The organism is Streptomyces sp. NPDC057743 (assembly GCF_042798755.1).
Taxonomy (GTDB): domain Bacteria; phylum Actinomycetota; class Actinomycetes; order Streptomycetales; family Streptomycetaceae; genus Streptomyces.
Genome location: NZ_JBHVJX010000001.1, coordinates 302199 through 319400, shown reverse-complemented (window position 1 = coordinate 319400; position 17202 = coordinate 302199). Strand labels below are relative to the sequence as shown.

The 17202-nt window shown below is 72.1% G+C and carries 14 protein-coding genes; 8 read left to right on the top strand and 6 right to left on the bottom strand.

What is annotated here, in order from left to right; translation table 11 throughout:
- The first annotated feature begins 508 nt into the window (after positions 1–508).
- The 3 genes from ACFVFQ_RS01435 to ACFVFQ_RS01425 all read left to right on the top strand — a co-directional run bounded on the left by ACFVFQ_RS01435 (position 509) and on the right by ACFVFQ_RS01425 (position 4563).
- The gene (locus ACFVFQ_RS01435; RefSeq protein WP_383407009.1) at positions 509–2407 is read left to right on the top strand and encodes an ABC transporter ATP-binding protein; all 1899 of its coding nucleotides are present in this window, start codon (positions 509–511) and stop codon (positions 2405–2407) included.
- A gap of 150 nt (positions 2408–2557) precedes the next feature.
- Entirely contained in the window at positions 2558–3631 is a 1074-nt protein-coding gene (locus tag ACFVFQ_RS01430) for a LysR family transcriptional regulator (RefSeq protein ID WP_383406624.1), read from the top strand.
- Entirely contained in the window at positions 3628–4563 is a 936-nt protein-coding gene (locus ACFVFQ_RS01425; protein WP_383406621.1) for a serine hydrolase, read from the top strand. Before ACFVFQ_RS01430 ends, ACFVFQ_RS01425 begins: the two co-directional genes overlap by 4 nt.
- Before the next feature lie 17 nt (positions 4564–4580).
- Here the strand turns inward: ACFVFQ_RS01425 and ACFVFQ_RS01420 are convergent, their stop codons facing one another.
- Positions 4581–5450 (bottom strand): alpha/beta fold hydrolase, encoded by an 870-nt coding sequence (locus ACFVFQ_RS01420; protein WP_383406618.1) that lies wholly within the window; start codon positions 5448–5450, stop codon positions 4581–4583.
- A gap of 80 nt (positions 5451–5530) precedes the next feature.
- Here ACFVFQ_RS01420 and ACFVFQ_RS01415 point away from each other — a divergent pair, with 80 nt between their 5' ends.
- Positions 5531–6082 carry a helix-turn-helix domain-containing protein gene (locus ACFVFQ_RS01415; protein WP_383406614.1) on the top strand — a complete coding sequence of 184 codons (552 nt, stop codon included), beginning with the start codon at positions 5531–5533 and terminating at the stop codon, positions 6080–6082.
- A gap of 24 nt (positions 6083–6106) precedes the next feature.
- On the opposite strand, the gene ACFVFQ_RS01410 is transcribed toward ACFVFQ_RS01415, so the two are convergent.
- From ACFVFQ_RS01410 to ACFVFQ_RS01400, 3 genes are all read right to left on the bottom strand, one after another.
- Positions 6107–6433 carry a YciI family protein gene (locus tag ACFVFQ_RS01410; protein ID WP_383406611.1) on the bottom strand — a complete coding sequence of 109 codons (327 nt, stop codon included), beginning with the start codon at positions 6431–6433 and terminating at the stop codon, positions 6107–6109.
- Positions 6434–6571: 138 nt separating this feature from the next.
- Positions 6572–7696, bottom strand: a complete 1125-nt coding sequence (locus ACFVFQ_RS01405) for a serine hydrolase domain-containing protein (RefSeq protein ID WP_383406607.1) — start codon at positions 7694–7696, stop codon at positions 6572–6574.
- Positions 7697–7789: 93 nt separating this feature from the next.
- Entirely contained in the window at positions 7790–8794 is a 1005-nt protein-coding gene (locus tag ACFVFQ_RS01400) for an alpha/beta hydrolase (protein WP_383406604.1), read from the bottom strand.
- 332 nt (positions 8795–9126) lie between these two features.
- Between ACFVFQ_RS01400 and ACFVFQ_RS01395 the strand changes: the two genes are divergently transcribed.
- A complete protein-coding gene (locus ACFVFQ_RS01395) occupies positions 9127–10311 on the top strand; it encodes a hypothetical protein (RefSeq protein WP_383406601.1) in 1185 nt (394 codons plus the stop codon).
- A 63-nt stretch (positions 10312–10374) separates the two neighbouring features.
- On the opposite strand, the gene ACFVFQ_RS01390 is transcribed toward ACFVFQ_RS01395, so the two are convergent.
- Positions 10375–11499: an NADH:flavin oxidoreductase gene (locus ACFVFQ_RS01390; protein ID WP_383406598.1), complete on the bottom strand. Its 1125-nt coding sequence runs from the start codon at positions 11497–11499 to the stop codon at positions 10375–10377.
- Positions 11500–11790: 291 nt separating this feature from the next.
- On the opposite strand from ACFVFQ_RS01390, the gene ACFVFQ_RS01385 reads away from it, so the two are divergent.
- Entirely contained in the window at positions 11791–13662 is a 1872-nt protein-coding gene (locus tag ACFVFQ_RS01385) for a transketolase (RefSeq protein ID WP_383406595.1), read from the top strand.
- 158 nt (positions 13663–13820) lie between these two features.
- Here ACFVFQ_RS01385 and ACFVFQ_RS01380 read toward each other — a convergent pair whose 3' ends face one another.
- Positions 13821–15116 (bottom strand): C2 family cysteine protease, encoded by a 1296-nt coding sequence (locus ACFVFQ_RS01380; protein ID WP_383406593.1) that lies wholly within the window; start codon positions 15114–15116, stop codon positions 13821–13823.
- Positions 15117–15379: 263 nt separating this feature from the next.
- Here ACFVFQ_RS01380 and ACFVFQ_RS01375 point away from each other — a divergent pair, with 263 nt between their 5' ends.
- Positions 15380–16306 (top strand): VOC family protein, encoded by a 927-nt coding sequence (locus ACFVFQ_RS01375; RefSeq protein WP_383406590.1) that lies wholly within the window; start codon positions 15380–15382, stop codon positions 16304–16306.
- 86 nt (positions 16307–16392) lie between these two features.
- Entirely contained in the window at positions 16393–17178 is a 786-nt protein-coding gene (locus tag ACFVFQ_RS01370) for a polysaccharide deacetylase (protein WP_383406586.1), read from the top strand.
- Positions 17179–17202: the final 24 nt, after the last annotated feature.

Below are 17202 nucleotides of genomic sequence, written 5' to 3'. Positions count from 1 at the left end.
CCGAGCCCCGGAACGGCCAACGCCGGCGTTTCGGCCATGAACGCCCCCACGGCGACCCGCTTCCGGTAAGGGTCGGTGCACCCAGCACGAACGTCTTTTCGCTTCCTTGCGGGGCTCGCACCGCGTCCGAAACACGTGAGTTCGAAATTCCCGGTCCCCTCGTTGAGCAGGTCGACACCCCCCACCGACCGCGACTGGAGGCCGCCGTGTACCCGCTCCCCCCTCGTGTGACCGCTCCTCTTCCTGCCACCCCCGATCAGCACGCGCCCTCCCAGGGTCAGGGCATCGCCGCTCCGCGCGCCCACCGTGTCGCCGGCGCGTTCCGCTTGGCGCTGCCGGATACGGGGTGGTCGGCATGAGCGAGCCCACCGATGCGTCCGCCGCCAACGTCCCCAAGCCGCGCACCACTTCGTCGTCTTCGAGCCCCACCAACGAGGCGCCTGGCAACCGTCCGCCCGCGGCCGCTTCGCCCAACACCGCTGCGGTGGCGGGCGGTTCGGGGGCGGAGATGCGGTACGTGGATCTGACCGGCAGTCGGGAGGCGGCCGGTCGCGCCATCCGGATGAGCGACATGGCCAGACGGCTACCGCAGTTGGTGCGCCGGTCGCTGGCGCTCGCCTGGCGGGTCGACCGCGCGGCGACCGTCGGGCTGCTGCTGTGCCAGGGGGCGGCCGGTGTGATGCAGGCCCTGGGACTGGTCGCGATCAGCGGCACCCTGACCGCGCTGCTCACCAGCGGGGACGTCTACCAACGGCTGCTGCATGCCTGGCCGTCGGTGATCCTGCTCGCCGGCGCGTCCGGAGTGCGCGCGCTGTTGGGGATCACCGTCAACTGGCTCTCCTCCCGGCTCGGCCCACTGATGTCGCGCGAGGCCGAGCAGATGCTGCTCACCGGCTGCGCGGAGGTGGAACTGTCCGCCTACGACGAGCCCGACTTCAACCGCGACCGGGAGGCCGCCGACCGCGGGGCACAGGTCACCGGGGATCTGATCAACGAGGGGCAGGACCTGATCGCCTCGGCGGCGTCGTTCCTGGCCGGGGCGGTCGTGCTGGCCGGGGTGCACTGGGCGCTGCTGCCGCTCCTGGTGGCAGCCAGTCTGCCGCAGGCCCTGGCGCAGGTAAGCGCCGCGCGGGTGCGGTACTTGGCCAACCTGCGGAGCAACGGCGATGCCCGCATGCTGTCGGTGCTGCGGTGGCACATCTTCACGCGGGAGGCCGCCGATCAGATCCGTGCCGGCACCATGGCCGCCTTCCTGTCCGACCGGTACCGGCAGACGGTCGCCCGGATCAACCGCGAGGACCGGGCCGCGGCCGACAAGAGCGCCCGCATGTCCCTGACCGGCTCGCTCTGCGGCGGCCTGGGATCGGCCGTGGTGTGGGCGGCAGTTGTCTGGCTGTTGGCGACCGGACACATCAGCGTCGGGCACGCGGGGACGGCGGTCTTCGCCCTCCAGACGGTGGGACAGTCGGTCCGCGGACTGGTCGCCATCGGTGCACGAGCCGTGCGCACGGGCCTGTACATGGATGACTGGAGCGGCTTCCTGGACAAGGCGGGTGGGTTCCGCATGTGCCGCGGCACGGTCCGGCCCCAACCGCCACGGCAGATCGAGCTCAGGGCGGTCTCCCACCGCTACGCCGGCAAGGGCCGCAACGCCCTTTCCGACATCTCGCTCACCCTGCGCCGGGGCGAGGTCACCGCCCTGGTCGGCTTCAACGGATCGGGCAAGTCAACGCTGTCGAAGCTGGTCAGCGGCCTGTACTTGCCAACGGACGGTCAGGTGCTGTGGGACGGCGTGCCCACCGGCGACGCCGACCCACAGGCACTGTGGCAGCAAGTCGCCCTGGTGCCACAGGACTACGCGCACTGGCCGCTGACGGTCCGGGAGAACATCACCCTCGGGCAGCCCTCGCCCCGCGGCGACGTCGCGGTGCATGAGGCGTGCGCGGCCGCCGGTGCCGACGAGGTCGTCGACAAGCTGGGAGCCGGGCTGGACACGCTCCTGGCCCGCGAGTGGCTCAACGGGGAGGAGCTCAGCGGCGGCCAGTGGCAACGCATCGCCCTCGGGCGGGCGTTCTTCCGCCCGGCAGGCTTGTTGGTACTGGACGAACCGACCGCCAACCTGGACCCCCGGGCCGAGTACCGCATCTTCCAACGACTGCGGGACCTGGCGCAGGACCGCGTGGTGCTGCTGGTGACCCACCGCATCACCAACGTGGCCGTGGCCGACCGGATCGTGGTCCTCGACGAGGGCCACGTCGTACAGGAGGGCACCTACCAGCAACTCGCCCACGAACCGGGCCTGTTCCAGCAACTGCTGTCGTATCAGGTCACGTCCGAGACAACCGAAGGCACGGGCGCAGGCACCGACACCGACACCGACACCGACACCGAGGGGGTATCCCCGTGACCGACGCCACCGCGCCAGCCACTGCGGCCGCGAGCCCGGCGACCGCCTGCGCCAGGACCGGCCGTGACGGGAGAGAGCGAAACAGTCACACACCGCTCATATCCAAGGCTGCATATTGAACGCCCCAGAACATATTGATATGACTGCCGGATGGACCTGCTCGCACACCTTGAGGCGTATGTGGCGGCCGTCGACGAGGCCAGCTTCTCGCGCGCGGCCGACCGGCTCGGCATCGCCCAACCACTCCTGAGCCGACGCATCAAGACGCTGGAGACCCACTTCGGCGACGTGCTCTTCGACCGCTCGCGGCGGCAGGTCACGGTCACCGACTTCGGTCTGCTCCTGCTGCCGTACGCCAGGGACGTGCTGGACCGGGCGCAACGACTGCGGCAGGTCGCCCAGTCGGCCAGGCAGTCGGCGATACGCGCGGTCGGTGTGCCCGCCGACTGCGGCCCGGCGGCGCTGGCGCGGGTCATCCGCGCCGGCACCGAGCACGACCTTCCGCTCGGCGTCCATGAACTCCCCCCGGACGAGCGGGTGTCGGGCCTGGCCGACGGGACGCTGGCGTACGCACTGTTGCGGGTTCCGCCGGGGAACGCGGCCCTGCGGGTGCCGCTCGGCCTGGCCTCCGCACCGCCGTCGGACGCATCGTCGAAAACTTCGCCGGATGCGTCGGCGGGTGCGTTGTCGGGTGCCTGGGAGGGGCCCTTCGTCGGCCAGGCAGCGGCTCGGGTGCGGGACCGTCGGCGGGTGGTCCACCTGGAGGATCTGCGCCCCGCGCGCGGGCGTCGCGCTGCGGGCGAACGACCGGGCGAGCGGCCGACCATGGTGCCGATCCTCACCACGGCGGAGGATCACGTCCCGTATCTGCGGGACCGACTGGGGCGGGCGGCCGCGCGGGCCGGGCTGCCGGAGGGGGTGATCCGTCCGGCCGGATCGTTGGCGACCGCGCTGGCCGAGACGCTCGCCGGGCGGGCGACGCTGCTGTGCACCGAACCGTTCGCGCGTCAACACGGCGCGGAGTGGGCGCCGTTGGGCGATGCGTCGCTGCACCGCGGCTACGACCCGGGGGCCGCGCGGCGGCGGGCGGACGCGGCCGAGGCGCCCGACTGGTTGGTCGCACAGCTGGCGGCCGCGGTCGGTGCCGCGCCGCCCAGGCAGGCGGCGGCCCGCACCACGCCGGCGGGCGAGCACGCCCCGGCGCTGCTGGCGGCCCGCGGATGAGCGCCGACGCGGTGGACCGGGCCGCGTGCGTCGCCAGCGGTGGTTGGCTCCGCGACGTTGCCGAGGCGATCGCCGCAGACTGGGAAAGCCTGGGCGTCCGCGGGTCGTTCCTGGCCCGGGACATCGACACCGGTGCGTACCTCGGCTTCGATGTCGACGCGCCGGTGCCGCTCGCTTCGGTGGTCAAGGTGCCGCTGGCCCTGGTCGCCCTGGACCGGATCGCGACCGGGGAGCTCGACGCGGCCCAACCGCTCACCATCGACCCGGCCACCAGCAGCGTCGGGCCCACCGGCCTGGCGGCGTTCCGCTATCCGGTCACCGCGGCCGTCGGCGACCTGTTGTTCATGATGCTGTCGGTGAGCGACAGCGCCAGCGCCGACGCGTTGTTCGGCCTGGTGCCGGTGGTCGACGTCGACGCCCAACTGCGTGCCTGGGGCTGTGCGGACATCCATGTCCGGCACCGGCTCAACCGCATGTACGAGTGCGCCGCCGGTGCCGCCGGCAACGACTTCTCCCTCGCCCTCGAACTGGCCATCCGCGACGACCGCTCGGGCCACCACACCATCGAGACCCTGGATCCGGCCCACGCCAACCTGGGCACCGCCACGGCCCTCGCCGACCTGCTGCAACGCGTCTGGCGGGACGAGATCGCGCACCCGGACGCGACCGCCGAACTGCGCCGGATGATGGGTCTCCAGGTCTTCACCCAGCGCCTGTCGAGCGAGCTGCGCACGGACACCATCCACGTCAGCGGCAAGACGGGGACGTTCCTCCATCTTCGGCATGAGATCGGCGTGGTGGAGGCCGAGTCCGGCGACCGGATCGCGATGGTCGCGCTCACCCGCTCCGACCGCCGGGCCAGCCTGGCACCCGACATCGATCTAGCGATCGGGGCCGCGGCGCGGGACGCCTTCGAGGCACTGCGCCGCTGACGCTTCGGCCGGGCGCGTCAGGCCAACGCCCCGGGCCGTCGGCCCGCCCCACGGTCGAGCAGGCGTCCGATCCGCTCCGCGACGATCTCCGGCCGCTCGGCCTGGATGAAGTGTCCCGAGTCGACCTCCTCGAACCGGCCGTCCAACACCCCTTCCATCCAACGCCGTTGGTGTGCGGCCAGCTCGGCGTGGTGCCGCTCGCGGCCCCGCGCGGGGCGGGACGCCGAGAGCAGGACCGTCGGGCACGTCGGCGGGGCCGGCGGCTCGGCACGGAACCGCGGGATGGCTTCGGCGACGGCCCGCATCTCCCGCCGGGTCTGTGCCATGCCCTCCGGGACGAAGTCCTCGGCGAGCATGGCCTCGTAGGTCTCCGCCGGGAAGACGCGGCGGACGTTCCCGCTGGCCATCCGGGCCAGTGGGCGGAACCGGACCAACGTCTGCGTCACCCCCAAGGCACGGTCGACCTTCCTGGCCGTCTGGGCGAACGTGTCGTAGACGGGCGCGCTCTCCGGCGTGGGGTCGAGCAGCAACAGCCCACTCAGCCGCGGCCCCAGGGCCTCCGCGGCACGGCGCGCGACCAGTCCGCCCATACTGTGCGCGACGAGCACGAACCGGCTGGGCACGACCGCCTCGACCAGGGCGACGAGATCGGCGGCCAGGTCGTCGATGCTCAGTTGCGCGGTGGTCCGACCGCTACGCCCGAGGCCGGCGCGGTCGTAGACCACCGTCCGCGCCCGGCCCGCCAGTTGCGGCAGCACCGCGTCCCAGCAGGTGCGCCCCAACCCCTGGCCCGCCTCGAAGACCACCCGGTCCGATCCGCCACCGGACTCCTCGACGTAGACGGTCCGGCCGTTCACCCGGACCGTCCGCCCCCGTGACTGGCGCATGCGCCCCCCTCCCCAACCGTTTCCAATTTCGGTAATAGTACCGTGCATGAAACAGTTACCGTGCATGAAACAGTAAAGCCATGGACGCCACCGAACTGCTTCTCCACCCGGTGCGCCTGCGCGTGCTGCACGCGCTCGCCGGCGACCGGGCGCTGACCACCTCTCAACTGCGCGAGCGCATGCCCGAGGTGCCGAAGGTGACCCTGTACCGGCACGTCGGGCTGTTGGCCGAGGCCGGCTTCCTGGAGTTGGTCGAGGAGCAGCGGGTGCGCGGCGCCGTCGAGCGGCACTACCGGCTGCGCCGGGACCGCCCCGTCATCGACGCCGACGCGGCGTCCGCGATGTCGACGGACGACCACCGCCGGGGCTTCGCCGCCTCCATGGCCGTACTGATCGCGGAATTCAACGCGTACCTGGACCGCCCCGGCGCGGACCCGGTCGCCGACGCGGTCTCCTACCGCCAGGGCACGCTCTGGCTCAGCCCGGACGAACTCGCCGCCATACACCGCGAGTTGCTCGCGGTCCTGGGCCCCCTGCTCGCCAACGGCCCGGCCCCGGGCCGCTCCCCCTACCTCATGAGCCGGATCTTCTTCCCGTCCGATTCCGAAACGGCGCGCCCGGACGACGAGTAGGGGTCGCGGCGTTTCGGACTGGCGCTAGTTGCGTGGCGTGGTCGGCTTGCCCAGCGCCGCCATGAAGAGGGGGCCTGCCTGGCACGGGCGCACCTGGATATCGGCCCACACGCCGTCGGTCACATACGGCTCGGTCGCCAGCCAGGCATCGAACTGCGCGCGGGACGGGAAGTCCATCACCATCATCGAGCCGACCATCCGGCCCTCGTCGTCGAGGATCGCGGTGCCGAACAGCGCCTGGCCGTTGGCGATCAGCGACGGTCCCTGCGCAAGGTGCCGCTCGCGCGCCGCCAGCCGACGCTCGGCCGCCTGCTCGTCCGTGGCGTCGTGGGCGATGAGCAGGAACTGCATGGTCTTCTCTCCTGTTGCCTGAGGTCCGGCAGGTACCGTAACCCACCGCCTGGTGCGGCTGTGGCGCTCGGCGGGGCTGACGCCCGACGGGCCGGGACGCGCGGTCAACGCCGTCAGCGCCCCGGCCGGTAGTTGCCGTCAGTAGTTCTCACAGAGGGCCGAGGAGGCCGCGGCGGTCATCTTGTCGATGGCTTCCTGGACGTTGAGTTGGACCATGGAGTTGGTCATGACCGCCACGTGTCGGCCGTCGGGGGTTGCCGCGGAGAACGACAGGTAGCCGGGCACACCGCCGTTGTGTCCGAAGGCCACTCCGCCGCAGGGCAGGGGCAGTCGGTCCAGGCCCAGGCCGTACGGGGCGTGGGTGCCCGGGGTCTCCATCTGCGCCAGGCTCCCCCGGGAGACGAGCTTGCCGTCGACGAGTGCCTGGAAGAAGGCGGCCATGTCCCGCTCGGTGGAGATCATCGCGCCCGCGCTGTGGAAGAGGGACGGTTCCAAGGTGGTGGTGGCGTCCTGCCAGTAGAAGAACGGCCCGACGCGGATGCCGCGGTAGCCGTGTACGTAGGGGTCGGCGAGGGTGCGGTCGCCCGGCTCGGGGAAGCGGGTGTCGGTGAGGCCGAGCGGTTCGATGATCCGGCTCGTGATCACCTGGCCCACCGGCGTGCCGGTGATCTTCTCGATCAGCATGCCGAGGATCTGGAGGTTGGTGTTGCTGTACTGGAAGGAGGTGCCCGGCGGGAAGGCCGGGCGGTGGCTCAGCCCGTCGCGCACCAGGGCGGCCAGGCTGTAGCTGCCGTCCGGATTGGCCTGGGGGTTGGGGACGTTGGTCGGGATGCCGCTGGTGTGTTGGAGGAGTTGGCGGACGGTGATGGTGTTGCCGTCGTAGCCGTTGCCGTCGACCACGCCGGGCAGGTACCGCTCGATCGCCGTGTCGAGATCGACCTTGCCGTCGTCCACCAGTTGCAACACCGCGACGGCGGTGAAGGTCTTGGTCTGGCTGCCGATGCGGTAGTGATCGGTGGGCTGGACGGGCCGGTTGGCGCCGGTGGTGCCGGTGCCCGCGTTGAGGCTCCAGGAGCCGGACGGGTCGCCGGCGTAGAGCCCGGCGCCCGGGCCGCCGATTGCCTGGAGGGCGTTGAGCGATGCCTGGGTTGCCTGGTGTCCGCCGTCGGTCGCGGCCTGTGCGGGGGACGGCGGGAGCAGGGCGGCCGTGGCGAGCGCGCCGAGCGCGGCTGCGAGTCTCCACTTACCTAGGTTTCTGGCCATCGAAGCTCCTTTATTGGACTTACGGGTGCATGCACGGCAATGACCGGAATCCTCGTGCATGCGAGGACGCCTGTTGAGGGTGGCTTCGGCCAACTACGGGGCGGTGCGTGGCTCGTTGGTGTCGGACGGGGTGAGGAGGCGGCGGAGCCAGCGGGTGCGGGCGTCCTGGGCGTCCTGGCTGAGGGCCGCCCGTGGGGCGAGGGTGTCGTAGCCGTGGCAGGCTCCGGGCCAGACATGCAGTTCGGCCTGGCCACCGGCCCGCCAGATGGCGTTGGCGTAGGCCACGCCCTCGTCCCGGAAGGTCTCGGCCGATCCGACGTCGAGGTAGGTCGGGGGCAGCCCGGTCAGGTCGGTGGCGCGGGCGGGCGCGGCGTAGGGCGGGAGGTCCGCGGCGCCGTACCGGTCGCCCAACAGGGCCTGCCAGGCGGTGGCGTTGGAGGTGCGGTCCCAGAGGTCGACGCCGGCCATCTGGTGGCTGGAGTAGGTGGTGTTGCGGTCGTCGAGCATCGGACTGACGAGGAGTTGACCGAGGAGTGTGGGGCCGCCCCGGTCGCGGGTGAGCAGGGCGAGCGCCGCGGCCAGTCCGCCGCCGGCGCTCTTGCCCCCGACGATGATGCGGTGGGCGTCGATGCCCAGTCGCGTCGCGTGCGAGGCGGCCCAGGCAAGTCCCGCGTAGCAGTCCTCCACCGGTCCGGGGTACTGCGTCTGCGGCGCCAACCGGTACTCGACGGAGAGGACGGCCAGTTGGAGCGGGAGCGCCACGTTGCGCAACAGCCGTGGGAGTACGGACCAGGCGTTGCCGCTGACCATTCCGCCACCGTGCAGGTAGTACAGCGCGGGCAGCGGCCCGGCGATCCCGGCGGGCCGCGCGCTGACGAGCGTGAGGGGTGGGCCGCCCGGCGCTCCCGGCACGCGCAGCTCCGCCACCTCGAAGCGGCCGTCGGCTCGGAGGTCCCGGACGGTCGGCCTGGGGCGGGCCAGGGCGTCTTGTTGTTGCCTGGCGGCGAGGTTCGCCGGAGTGACCGGGGTCCTCACCTCCTCACCCAACTCCGCGAGTACGGCGCTCAGTTCGGGGTCGAGTGGAGGTGCGGCGCCCATCGGTCGGTGGGGGCGGGGTTCCAAGGGCGCGTCATCAACAGTCATGGCCTGCCGTCCGGGAGTGCTCGCGCGAGGTTCATGCGGCGTAGTCAACCACCCGCCGGGCGGCGGCGACTGCCGCTCGGCGAAGGTCGTGGCGGGACGAAAGTCACAGGTGGGGGGCTTGAATGCGGCCGTGCCAGGCGGCCGTTGAGGGAGGGCGCCGGTGAGCGGCGGCGTCGTTGTCGTGAGGGGGACGGGCCGGCATCGGTCGTGATCCGTATGTGATCAGCGTCCCGTAATGTCCCTTGAGCAATGTTCAAGAATTACGCGAAAAACGCGGGGGACAGTTCATGACGTATCGACGTGCGGCGATACCGGCGGTGGCCGGTGGGCTGCTGCTCACGGCGCTGTTGTGGTGGGCGGGGGCGAGCGTGCACGCGTTGCAGCTGCCAGGCGCCAGCAATCTGGTCGACGGCGAGACCGTCGGGCAACTCCGGGGCTGGCTCCTGCCCTGGGCCTACGACCCGCCGGGCGCGGCCCAGTTCGGCAACGCGATGGCGGGCGGGGACGCGCCCGGGCCCGATGGGGCGAGCTACGCGGCGCTGGAGGCGACCGGGCAGCAGATCCGGTTCGGCGCGGTCCTGGTCTTCTTCTCGTTGGGGGCGCTGTTCCTGCTCCGCAGGCTGCCGCCGGAGCGCGGCCGGACGCTGGCTGCGGTGTTGGCGGTGTGGGCCTGGGGCCTGGTGGCCGGGACGTTGGCGGTGACGGTGTCCGCACCGTGGTCGATCGCCTCAGGGGGGCGCGGCAGTTTCCGTTTTCTGCCGCGGCTGGCGGGGGTGATCGCCTCCGGGCGGGAGGTTCTGGTGGTGACCGCGTTGGTCGCCGCGGTGGCGACCGTGCTCGTGGCGCGGCTGACGGCGAAGGGGGCCGGCCCGGTGCCGCAGGCGGTCGTCCCGACGCGCGCCGCCCGCCTGGCGACCACCGTCGGGACCGCGGTGGTCGCGTTCGCCGTGGTGGTCGTCTCCCAACAGTCGGTCGCCGCCGCGCTCCAGTCGGTTTCCCCGAGCGTCGGGGTGTTGTCGGAACCGGGCGATCTGCTGCGCCAGTGGCTGCTGTTCGGCGCGTGGTCGGGGCCGGGGAGCGCGCCGTTCGGTGCCTGGCTGTTGGACCGCGGCGCGGATGTGCTGCTGCTCGTCGTGGTGTGGTGGGCGCTGCGGCGACTGCCCATGCTGCTCACCCGGGCCACCGTGCCGGCGATGGCGTTGGGCGGGGTCTGTGCGACCGTACTCGGGTTGCTGGCGGGCGAGTTGTTGCGGGTGGTCCGCAGTGCGGTGGAGCTGCCCGGCGATCCGCTGCGCCTCCTGAGCGGCTTCGCCGAGGGCGTCCCGGCCGCGTTGACCTGGGGGCTGGTGGCGGGCGTCGCGGCCGCGGTGACGCTGCGGGTGGTGACGGGCCGCGCGCAGGTCGCCGGCGCCGCGCCGGACGACCCGGAGCCCGCCAACCCGTCGGACGGCCCGGAGCCCGCCAACCCATAGGGGCTGGCCAACGACCGTGGGGCGCCGGCCAGTTGGCGCGGCGCCCCAGTCAGCCCGTACGCCTCAGCTCAGCGTCTGCAGCGACGCGGCGTCGTAGGGCTTGAGCTCCGCGAAGCGGTCGGCCAGGACCTTGGCGGCCCACTCCGGGTCCTGGAGGAGGGCCCGGCCGACGGCGACCAGGTCGAACTCGTCGCGCTCCAGGCGGTCGAGGAGGTTGTCGATGCCCTGGACCGGGGCCCCGTCGCCCTGGAAGGAGCGGAGGAAGTCGCCGTCGAGGCCGACCGAGCCGACGGTGATGGTGGGCCTGCCGGTGAGCTTCTTGGTCCAACCCGCGAGGTTGAGGTCCGAGCCCTCGAACTCGGGGAGCCAGTAGCGGCGGGTGGAGGCGTGGAAGGCATCGACGCCGGCGGCGGCCAGCGGGGTCAGGATCGCCTCCAACTCCTCCGGGGTCTCGGCCAGCTTGGCGCGGTACGCCTCCTGCTTCCACTGCGAGTAGCGGAAGATCACCGGGAAGTCGGGCGAGACGGACTCGCGGACCGCGGCCACGATCTCGGCCGCGAACTTCGTGCGGGCCACCGGGTCGCCGCCGTAGGCGTCGGTGCGGCGGTTGGTGCCGGCCCAGAGGAACTGGTCGATGAGGTAGCCGTGGGCGCCGTGCAGTTCGATGCCGTCGAAGCCGATGCGCTCGGCGTCCGCGGCGGCCTTGGCGAAGGCGCCGATGACGTCGTCCAGGTCGCGCCGGGTCATCGCCTTGCCGCCCTCGGTGCCGTCGACGCGGAGGCCGGAGGGGCCGACGGAGGGGGCGGCGGCGAAGGGCGGCTCGCCCTCCTTGCGGACCGTGCCGATGTGCCAGAGCTGCGGCACGATCGTGCCGCCCGCCTCGTGGACGGCCTCGACGACCTTCGCCCAGCCGGCGAGCTGCTCCTCGCCGTGGAAGCGCGGCACCCGGTCGCTGTTGCCGGCCGACTCGTGGCCGACGTAGGTCCCCTCGGTGATGATCAGTCCCACGCCCGCGGCGGCGCGGCGGGCGTAGTACGACCGCACGTCCTCACCGGCGATGCCGTCCGGGGAGAACATGCGCGTCATCGGCGCCATCGCGATGCGGTTCGGGACGGTCAGGCCGTTGAGCGCGATGGGGCGGGACAGGATCTCGGCCGCGCGGGAGGCGGGGGACGCCGGGACGGTCACGGGGGCTCCTCGTAAATGCCAGTCGGTAAGGGGCACGCATGGGTTGCGTGTAGAAGCCAACCTGACTGGCGGCCCGGGCATTCCGACCGTCCGCTCCCCCGTGACGTGATCCTGACCACGTGCCCCGGCGGGGCGGTCGCCGCCGCGTTCGAACGCATCGCCCACGGCCGCCACACTCCCCCTTACCGGACAAATGGGCGGATAGCCTTCCTCGGCGGTGATCGGCCGGCCCGGAACCGGCGGCCCTCACCCGGCGCCCCAACCCACCGTCCACGAAAGGCCCCCACCACCATGACCGCAGCGCAGACCGTCACGCTCGGGCCCGAAAGCGACCTGTCCGAGGTCTTCGAACTCGCGCAGCAACTGCGCGTGGACTCGGTGCGCGCCAGCACCGCGGCGGGCTCCGGGCACCCCACGTCGAGCCTGTCCGCGGCCGATCTGATGGCGGTCCTGATGACCCGCCACCTGCACTACGACTGGGACGCGCCCGACAACCCCGCCGGCGACCACCTGGTCTTCTCCAAGGGACACGCCTCTCCCCTGCTGTACGCGATGTTCAAGGCGGTCGACGCGGTCAGCGACGAGGAGTTGATGACGACCTACCGCCGCTTCGACCACCGGCTCCAGGGCCACCCCACCCCCGTGCTGCCCTGGGTGGACGTGGCCACCGGCTCACTGGGCCAGGGCATCGGCTACGGCGTCGGCATCGCGCTGGCCGGCCGGGACCTGGACAAGCAGCCCTACCGGGTGTGGGTGCTGTGCGGGGACAGCGAGATGTCCGAGGGGTCGGTGTGGGAGGCCCTCGACAAGGCCGGCCACCACGAGCTCACCAACTTCACCGCCGTCATCGATGTCAACCGCCTGGGACAGCGCGGCCCCACCGAGTTGGAGTGGGACACCGCCGCCTACGCCCGCCGCGTCGAGGCGTTCGGCTGCCGCGCGCTCGTGATCGACGGGCACGACCTGACGGCGATCGACGAGGCGCTGACCACCGCCGCCGACGGCCGGGCACCCACCGTCATCATCGCCAGGACCGTCAAGGGCCGCGGCGTCTCCGAGGTGGCCGACAAGGAGGGCTGGCACGGCAAGGCGCTGCCGGAGGACCTGGCCGACCGGGCCGTCGCCGAACTGGGCGGCGTCCGGCACCTGCGCGTGCGCGGCCCCCAACCGCCCACCGCCGCGCCCCTCCACGTCCCGGCCGCCGGCCCCGTCGAACTGCCCCGCTTCGACGTCGGCGACAAGGTCGCCACCCGCGTCGCCTTCGGGCACGCGCTGGCCGCGCTCGGCGCCCGGCCGGACGTCGTCGCCCTGGACGCCGAGGTCGGCAACTCCACCCACGCCGAGGACTTCGAAAAGGTCCATCCCGAGCGGTACTTCCAGACCTACATCGCCGAGCAGCAGATGATCGCCAGCGCCGTCGGCATGGCCGTTCGCGGCTACCGCCCCTACGCCACCACCTTCGCCGCCTTCCTCACCCGCGCCCACGACTTCATCCGCATGGCCGCCGTCTCCCAGATCACCATGGCGCTGTGCGGAACCCACTGCGGCGTCGAGATCGGCGCCGACGGGCCCTCCCAAATGGGCCTGGAAGACCTGTCGATGATGCGCGCCGTCCACGGCTCCACCGTCCTCTACCCCAGCGACGCCAACTCCGCGGCCGCCCTGACCGCCGCCATGGCCGAGCTCGACGGCATCTCCTACCTGCGCGCCACCCGCGGCGGCTACCCGGTCCTCTACGACGGCGACGAAGCCTTCCCCGTCGGCGGCTCCAAGACCCTCCGCCAGGGCGAGCACGACCACGTCACCCTGATCGGTGCCGGCGTGACCCTGCACGAGTGCCTGGCGGCCGCCGAACTCCTCGCCGGCGACGGCGTCCAGGCCCGGGTCATCGACCTGTACTCGGTCAAGCCGCTCGATGTCGCCGCCCTCGCCCGGGCCGCCCAGGACACCGGCGCACTCGTCGTCGTCGAGGACCACCACCCCGAGGGCGGCGTCGGGGAGGCCGTGCTGTCGGCACTTGCCGCCAGCGGCAACCATCCGGCCTTCACCCACCTCGCCGTCACCAACCTCCCGGGCTCCGGCACCACCGGCGAACTCCTCGACGCCGCCGGCATTTCCCGCTCCCACATCGCCCAGGCGGCCCGCGCGCTGATCCAGCGCTAGGTCCTGTCGTCAAACTCCCGTCGTTCGCCCGGAGGGCGGGCCGGGCGGTGGTCGGTGCGTGTTCTCGGAGTGCCGGGTGCTGCGGCGGACCGTCTGACCGATCGGGACGGTGGTCCGCCGGGTGGGCGGGCGGCTCCGGTGTGGGCGAGTGGTGGGGGTCACCAGGTGTCGACGGCGTTGATGAGCGCCACGTAGGAGCCGACCTCCGGCAGCGTCAGCCAGCACTCCCACATCTGCCTGGTGGCATCGTCGCCCCACGGGTTGCCCAGGCAGATCCGGCCGCCCATCGGGTCCACGTCCTTGATGAAGTAGGCGTGGTTGGCGGCCAGTCGGCCGCCGGCGATCTGGTTGCGGTCGCTGGTGCCGTAGGTGGCGGCGACGAGTGCCTGGCCGCGCGCCTTCCGGTCGGCGATCTCCCGGGCCAGCCAGGGCGAGGCGAGGTCCAGTTGCTGTACCTGGCGGCCGGTGAGCGTGGCGAGCGCGACATCGACGGGGCCGCCCTGGGCGACGTCGGGGTAGTTGCCGAACAGTTGGGCGGCGGCCTTCTCGAAGTAGCCCGGCCAGGTCTCGGCGTAACGGGCGTCCGCGGTATGGCCCTTGGCGCCCCAGAGGCCACCGTGGCCGTAGGGCAGGTCGGGCACCACGGTGAGGGCGACCGGGCTGCCCTGGTCGTAGAGGGTGACGGTGACGGTGCCGTTGGGCTCCAGGCTGAGGTGCCGGGGGGCGTACTGCGGGTTGGCCTGGAGCACGGCCTGCATGCTGGTCAGCAGCCAGCAGGTGCCGAACCGGCCCTGGTCCATGTCCTGCCAGGACATCGCCTCGGTCGCGGCCGAGACCCACTGCCAGTTCTCGGTGACGTAGGCGCCGTCCACCTGCGCGAAGGGGCCCTCGGGTAGGACCCAACCGTGGTCCGCACAGTCACACCCGGCGTCGTAGTCGGGCTGGCTGCACGGCATGCCGGTGCCGATCAGCATCGCCGCGTACGGGCTGACCGAGCGGAGGAGCCAGGTGAAGAGCTCCTGTTGGCGCCGCCAGTCATAGGCGGGCCGGCCGTGCTCGTCCTCGACGTGGGCGAGCGAGTCCCAGCGGTCCAGGCCCTGGGTGCCGAACCGGCGGATGACCAGGTCGAGTTCGGTGGGTGGCAGGGACACCAACAGGTTGCCGACCTGGTCGAGCAGCGAACGGGCGCCGTAGCGCTGTGCGTCGGCGAACAGCGCGTGCCATGCCTGGCGGCCGATCTCGTCGGCGCGCTGGTGGTTGGGGGGCGGGCCGGGCGGCTGCCAGGGCAGCTCGACCACCGGGTGGCCGCCCTGGACGTAGTGCAGCCGGTCCCGGCCGACGCTGTCACTGATCCCGTGCACCACGTCCACGGCGTTCATCAGCTCGCGGCCGCCGGGGAGGAACGGTGCGGCGAGGTCGGCGACCTGGCGCCAGTTGTTGCGGTGGTATCCCATGTCTGCTCCCCCGTACGTCCGCCGCCCGACCGACGAGCGTACGCGGCGGGCCCGGCGGTTCGGTACCCGGCCCCGGCGTGCGCGGGGTCAGGCGGTCGGTGTCGGCGAGGCCCCCTTTACCTGTGCCGGCGCCGGTGTGAGGCTGGGTGACGTTCCGTAGCGCCGGCCGGGCCCGGGGCATGGGCTCGGCGGCGTGACCGGGGCAGCCGCCGGACGCGTCGGCCCGCACGGCCTGACCAGCCGCACCGCCAGGAGGAGTGCGCATGGCACTGCACCGTCTGATCTCCGTCACCATGGGGGTCCCGAACGTCGCCGAGACGGCCGCTTACTACGCCGAGTTCGGCCTCTCCCCCGAGGGCGACGGCTGGTTCGCCACCCGGGACGCCGGCCGCCAGTTGCACATCGTGCCGGCGCCGACCCGCCGCCTCGTCGAGGTCCGGATCGGCGCGGACACCCCCGACGACCTGGCCGCGGCCGCCTCCCGGCTGCACCGCCTGGGCATCGCCAGTCACGTCGAGGGCGCCACCCTGACCGCCCACGACACAACGACCGGTCTGCGCGCCGTCCTTGAGGTCGCCGGGCGACTGGTCCAGCAGCCCGTGCCGGCCATCGACCACAACGGCCCCGGGCGCAACGAGCGCCTCGACACCCGCGCCCCCGCGGTGCGGCGCACCGACCGGGTCCGGCCGCGCAAACTGGGCCATGCGGTCCTCGGCACCACCGACTTCGACGGCACGACCGCGTTCCTCCGCGACGGGCTCGGCCTCAAGGCGTCCGACTACCTCAAGGACCGCGGGGCGTTCCTGCGCTGCTCCACCGACCACCACAACATCCTGGTACTGGCCGCCCCGGTGAGCTTCCTGCACCACACCTCCTGGCAGGTCGACGACCTCGACGAGGTCGGCCGGGGCGCCGCCGCGATGTTGGCGGACCACCCCGAACGACATGTCTGGGGCCTGGGCCGGCACTACGCCGGTTCCAACTTCTTCTGGTACCTCAAGGACCCGGCCGGCAACTTCAGCGAGTTCTACTCCGATATGGACTGCATCGTCGACGACCAACTGTGGACACCCGAAGTCCTGGAAGGGGCCAAGGGGTTGCTGACCTGGGGCCCGCCGCCCCCGCCGTCCTTCCTCGCCCCCGACGACCTCGCCGCCCTGATGACGGGAGTGCACGGCCCGACGGGGTGACTTGGCGGGACGGCACACCAGGCCGGCTCCCCCGTCAACCCACCGATTCGTAGCGTCCGTTCGCGTCGCTGCCGAGAGGACCCGACATGACCAAGGACATCAGGATCTGCCTGGGAGTCGACGTCGATGCCGTCGCCGGCTGGCTCGGTTCGTACGGCGGAGCGGACTCCCCCAACGACGTCCAGCGCGGCGTCTTCGCCGGCGAGATCGGCATCCCCCGGATGCTCACGCTCTTCAGACGCCATGGGATCCGCACCAGTTGGTTCGTGCCGGGCCACTCGATAGAGACCTTCCCCGAGCAGACCCGGATGATCGTCGAGGCGGGCCACGAGATAGGCGCGCACGGCTATTCGCACGAGAACCCGCTCGCGATGACGCCCCGTCAGGAGGAGGACGTGCTGGCCAAGTGCGTCGAGTTGATCGAGGAGTACACCGGCCGCCGCCCGCGCGGCTATGTGGCGCCCTGGTGGGAGATGTCCCCGCACACCGCGGAACTGCTGCACACGTACGGTTTCTCCAACGAGGTCGACCTGGTGGAATTCTGCGGGAACTGGTACGTGGACGACCTCCCGCCGATGATGTTCAACAAGCACGCCCACAACAGTCACGGCTTCGTCAGCCCGCGCGAGTTGGAACAGACCTGGCGCGACCAGTTCGACTGGGTGCACCGCGAGCTCGACTACGCCGTCGTCCCCGTCACCCTCCACCCCGACGTCAGCGGGCGTCCGCAGGTCCTGCTGATGTTGGAGCGGTTCATCGACTACGTCGGCTGCCACGACGGTGTCACCTTCTGCACCCTTGAGGACGCCGCCGACGACTTCCGCCGTCGCTTCCCGTTCGCCGGCACGGAACGCCCGGCCGATATGCGCTGACCCGGTCTCCGGCGACAGAACAAG

Excerpts from the sequence above, each read along its gene's own strand:
- ACFVFQ_RS01385 (WP_383406595.1), top strand. The coding sequence starts at position 11,791 with ATGACCGCAGCGCAGACCGTCACGCTCGGGCCCGAAAGCGACCTGTCC.
- ACFVFQ_RS01400 (WP_383406604.1), bottom strand. The coding sequence starts at position 8,794 with ATGGGCGCCGCACCTCCACTCGACCCCGAACTGAGCGCCGTACTCGCG.
- ACFVFQ_RS01370 (WP_383406586.1), top strand. The coding sequence starts at position 16,393 with ATGACCAAGGACATCAGGATCTGCCTGGGAGTCGACGTCGATGCCGTC.
- ACFVFQ_RS01415 (WP_383406614.1), top strand. The coding sequence starts at position 5,531 with ATGGACGCCACCGAACTGCTTCTCCACCCGGTGCGCCTGCGCGTGCTG.
- ACFVFQ_RS01375 (WP_383406590.1), top strand. The coding sequence starts at position 15,380 with ATGGCACTGCACCGTCTGATCTCCGTCACCATGGGGGTCCCGAACGTC.
- ACFVFQ_RS01410 (WP_383406611.1), bottom strand. The coding sequence starts at position 6,433 with ATGCAGTTCCTGCTCATCGCCCACGACGCCACGGACGAGCAGGCGGCC.
- ACFVFQ_RS01430 (WP_383406624.1), top strand. The coding sequence starts at position 2,558 with ATGGACCTGCTCGCACACCTTGAGGCGTATGTGGCGGCCGTCGACGAG.
- ACFVFQ_RS01425 (WP_383406621.1), top strand. The coding sequence starts at position 3,628 with ATGAGCGCCGACGCGGTGGACCGGGCCGCGTGCGTCGCCAGCGGTGGT.
- ACFVFQ_RS01420 (WP_383406618.1), bottom strand. The coding sequence starts at position 5,450 with ATGCGCCAGTCACGGGGGCGGACGGTCCGGGTGAACGGCCGGACCGTC.
- ACFVFQ_RS01395 (WP_383406601.1), top strand. The coding sequence starts at position 9,127 with ATGACGTATCGACGTGCGGCGATACCGGCGGTGGCCGGTGGGCTGCTG.
- ACFVFQ_RS01435 (WP_383407009.1), top strand. The coding sequence starts at position 509 with ATGCGGTACGTGGATCTGACCGGCAGTCGGGAGGCGGCCGGTCGCGCC.
- ACFVFQ_RS01380 (WP_383406593.1), bottom strand. The coding sequence starts at position 15,116 with ATGGGATACCACCGCAACAACTGGCGCCAGGTCGCCGACCTCGCCGCA.
- ACFVFQ_RS01405 (WP_383406607.1), bottom strand. The coding sequence starts at position 7,696 with ATGGCCAGAAACCTAGGTAAGTGGAGACTCGCAGCCGCGCTCGGCGCG.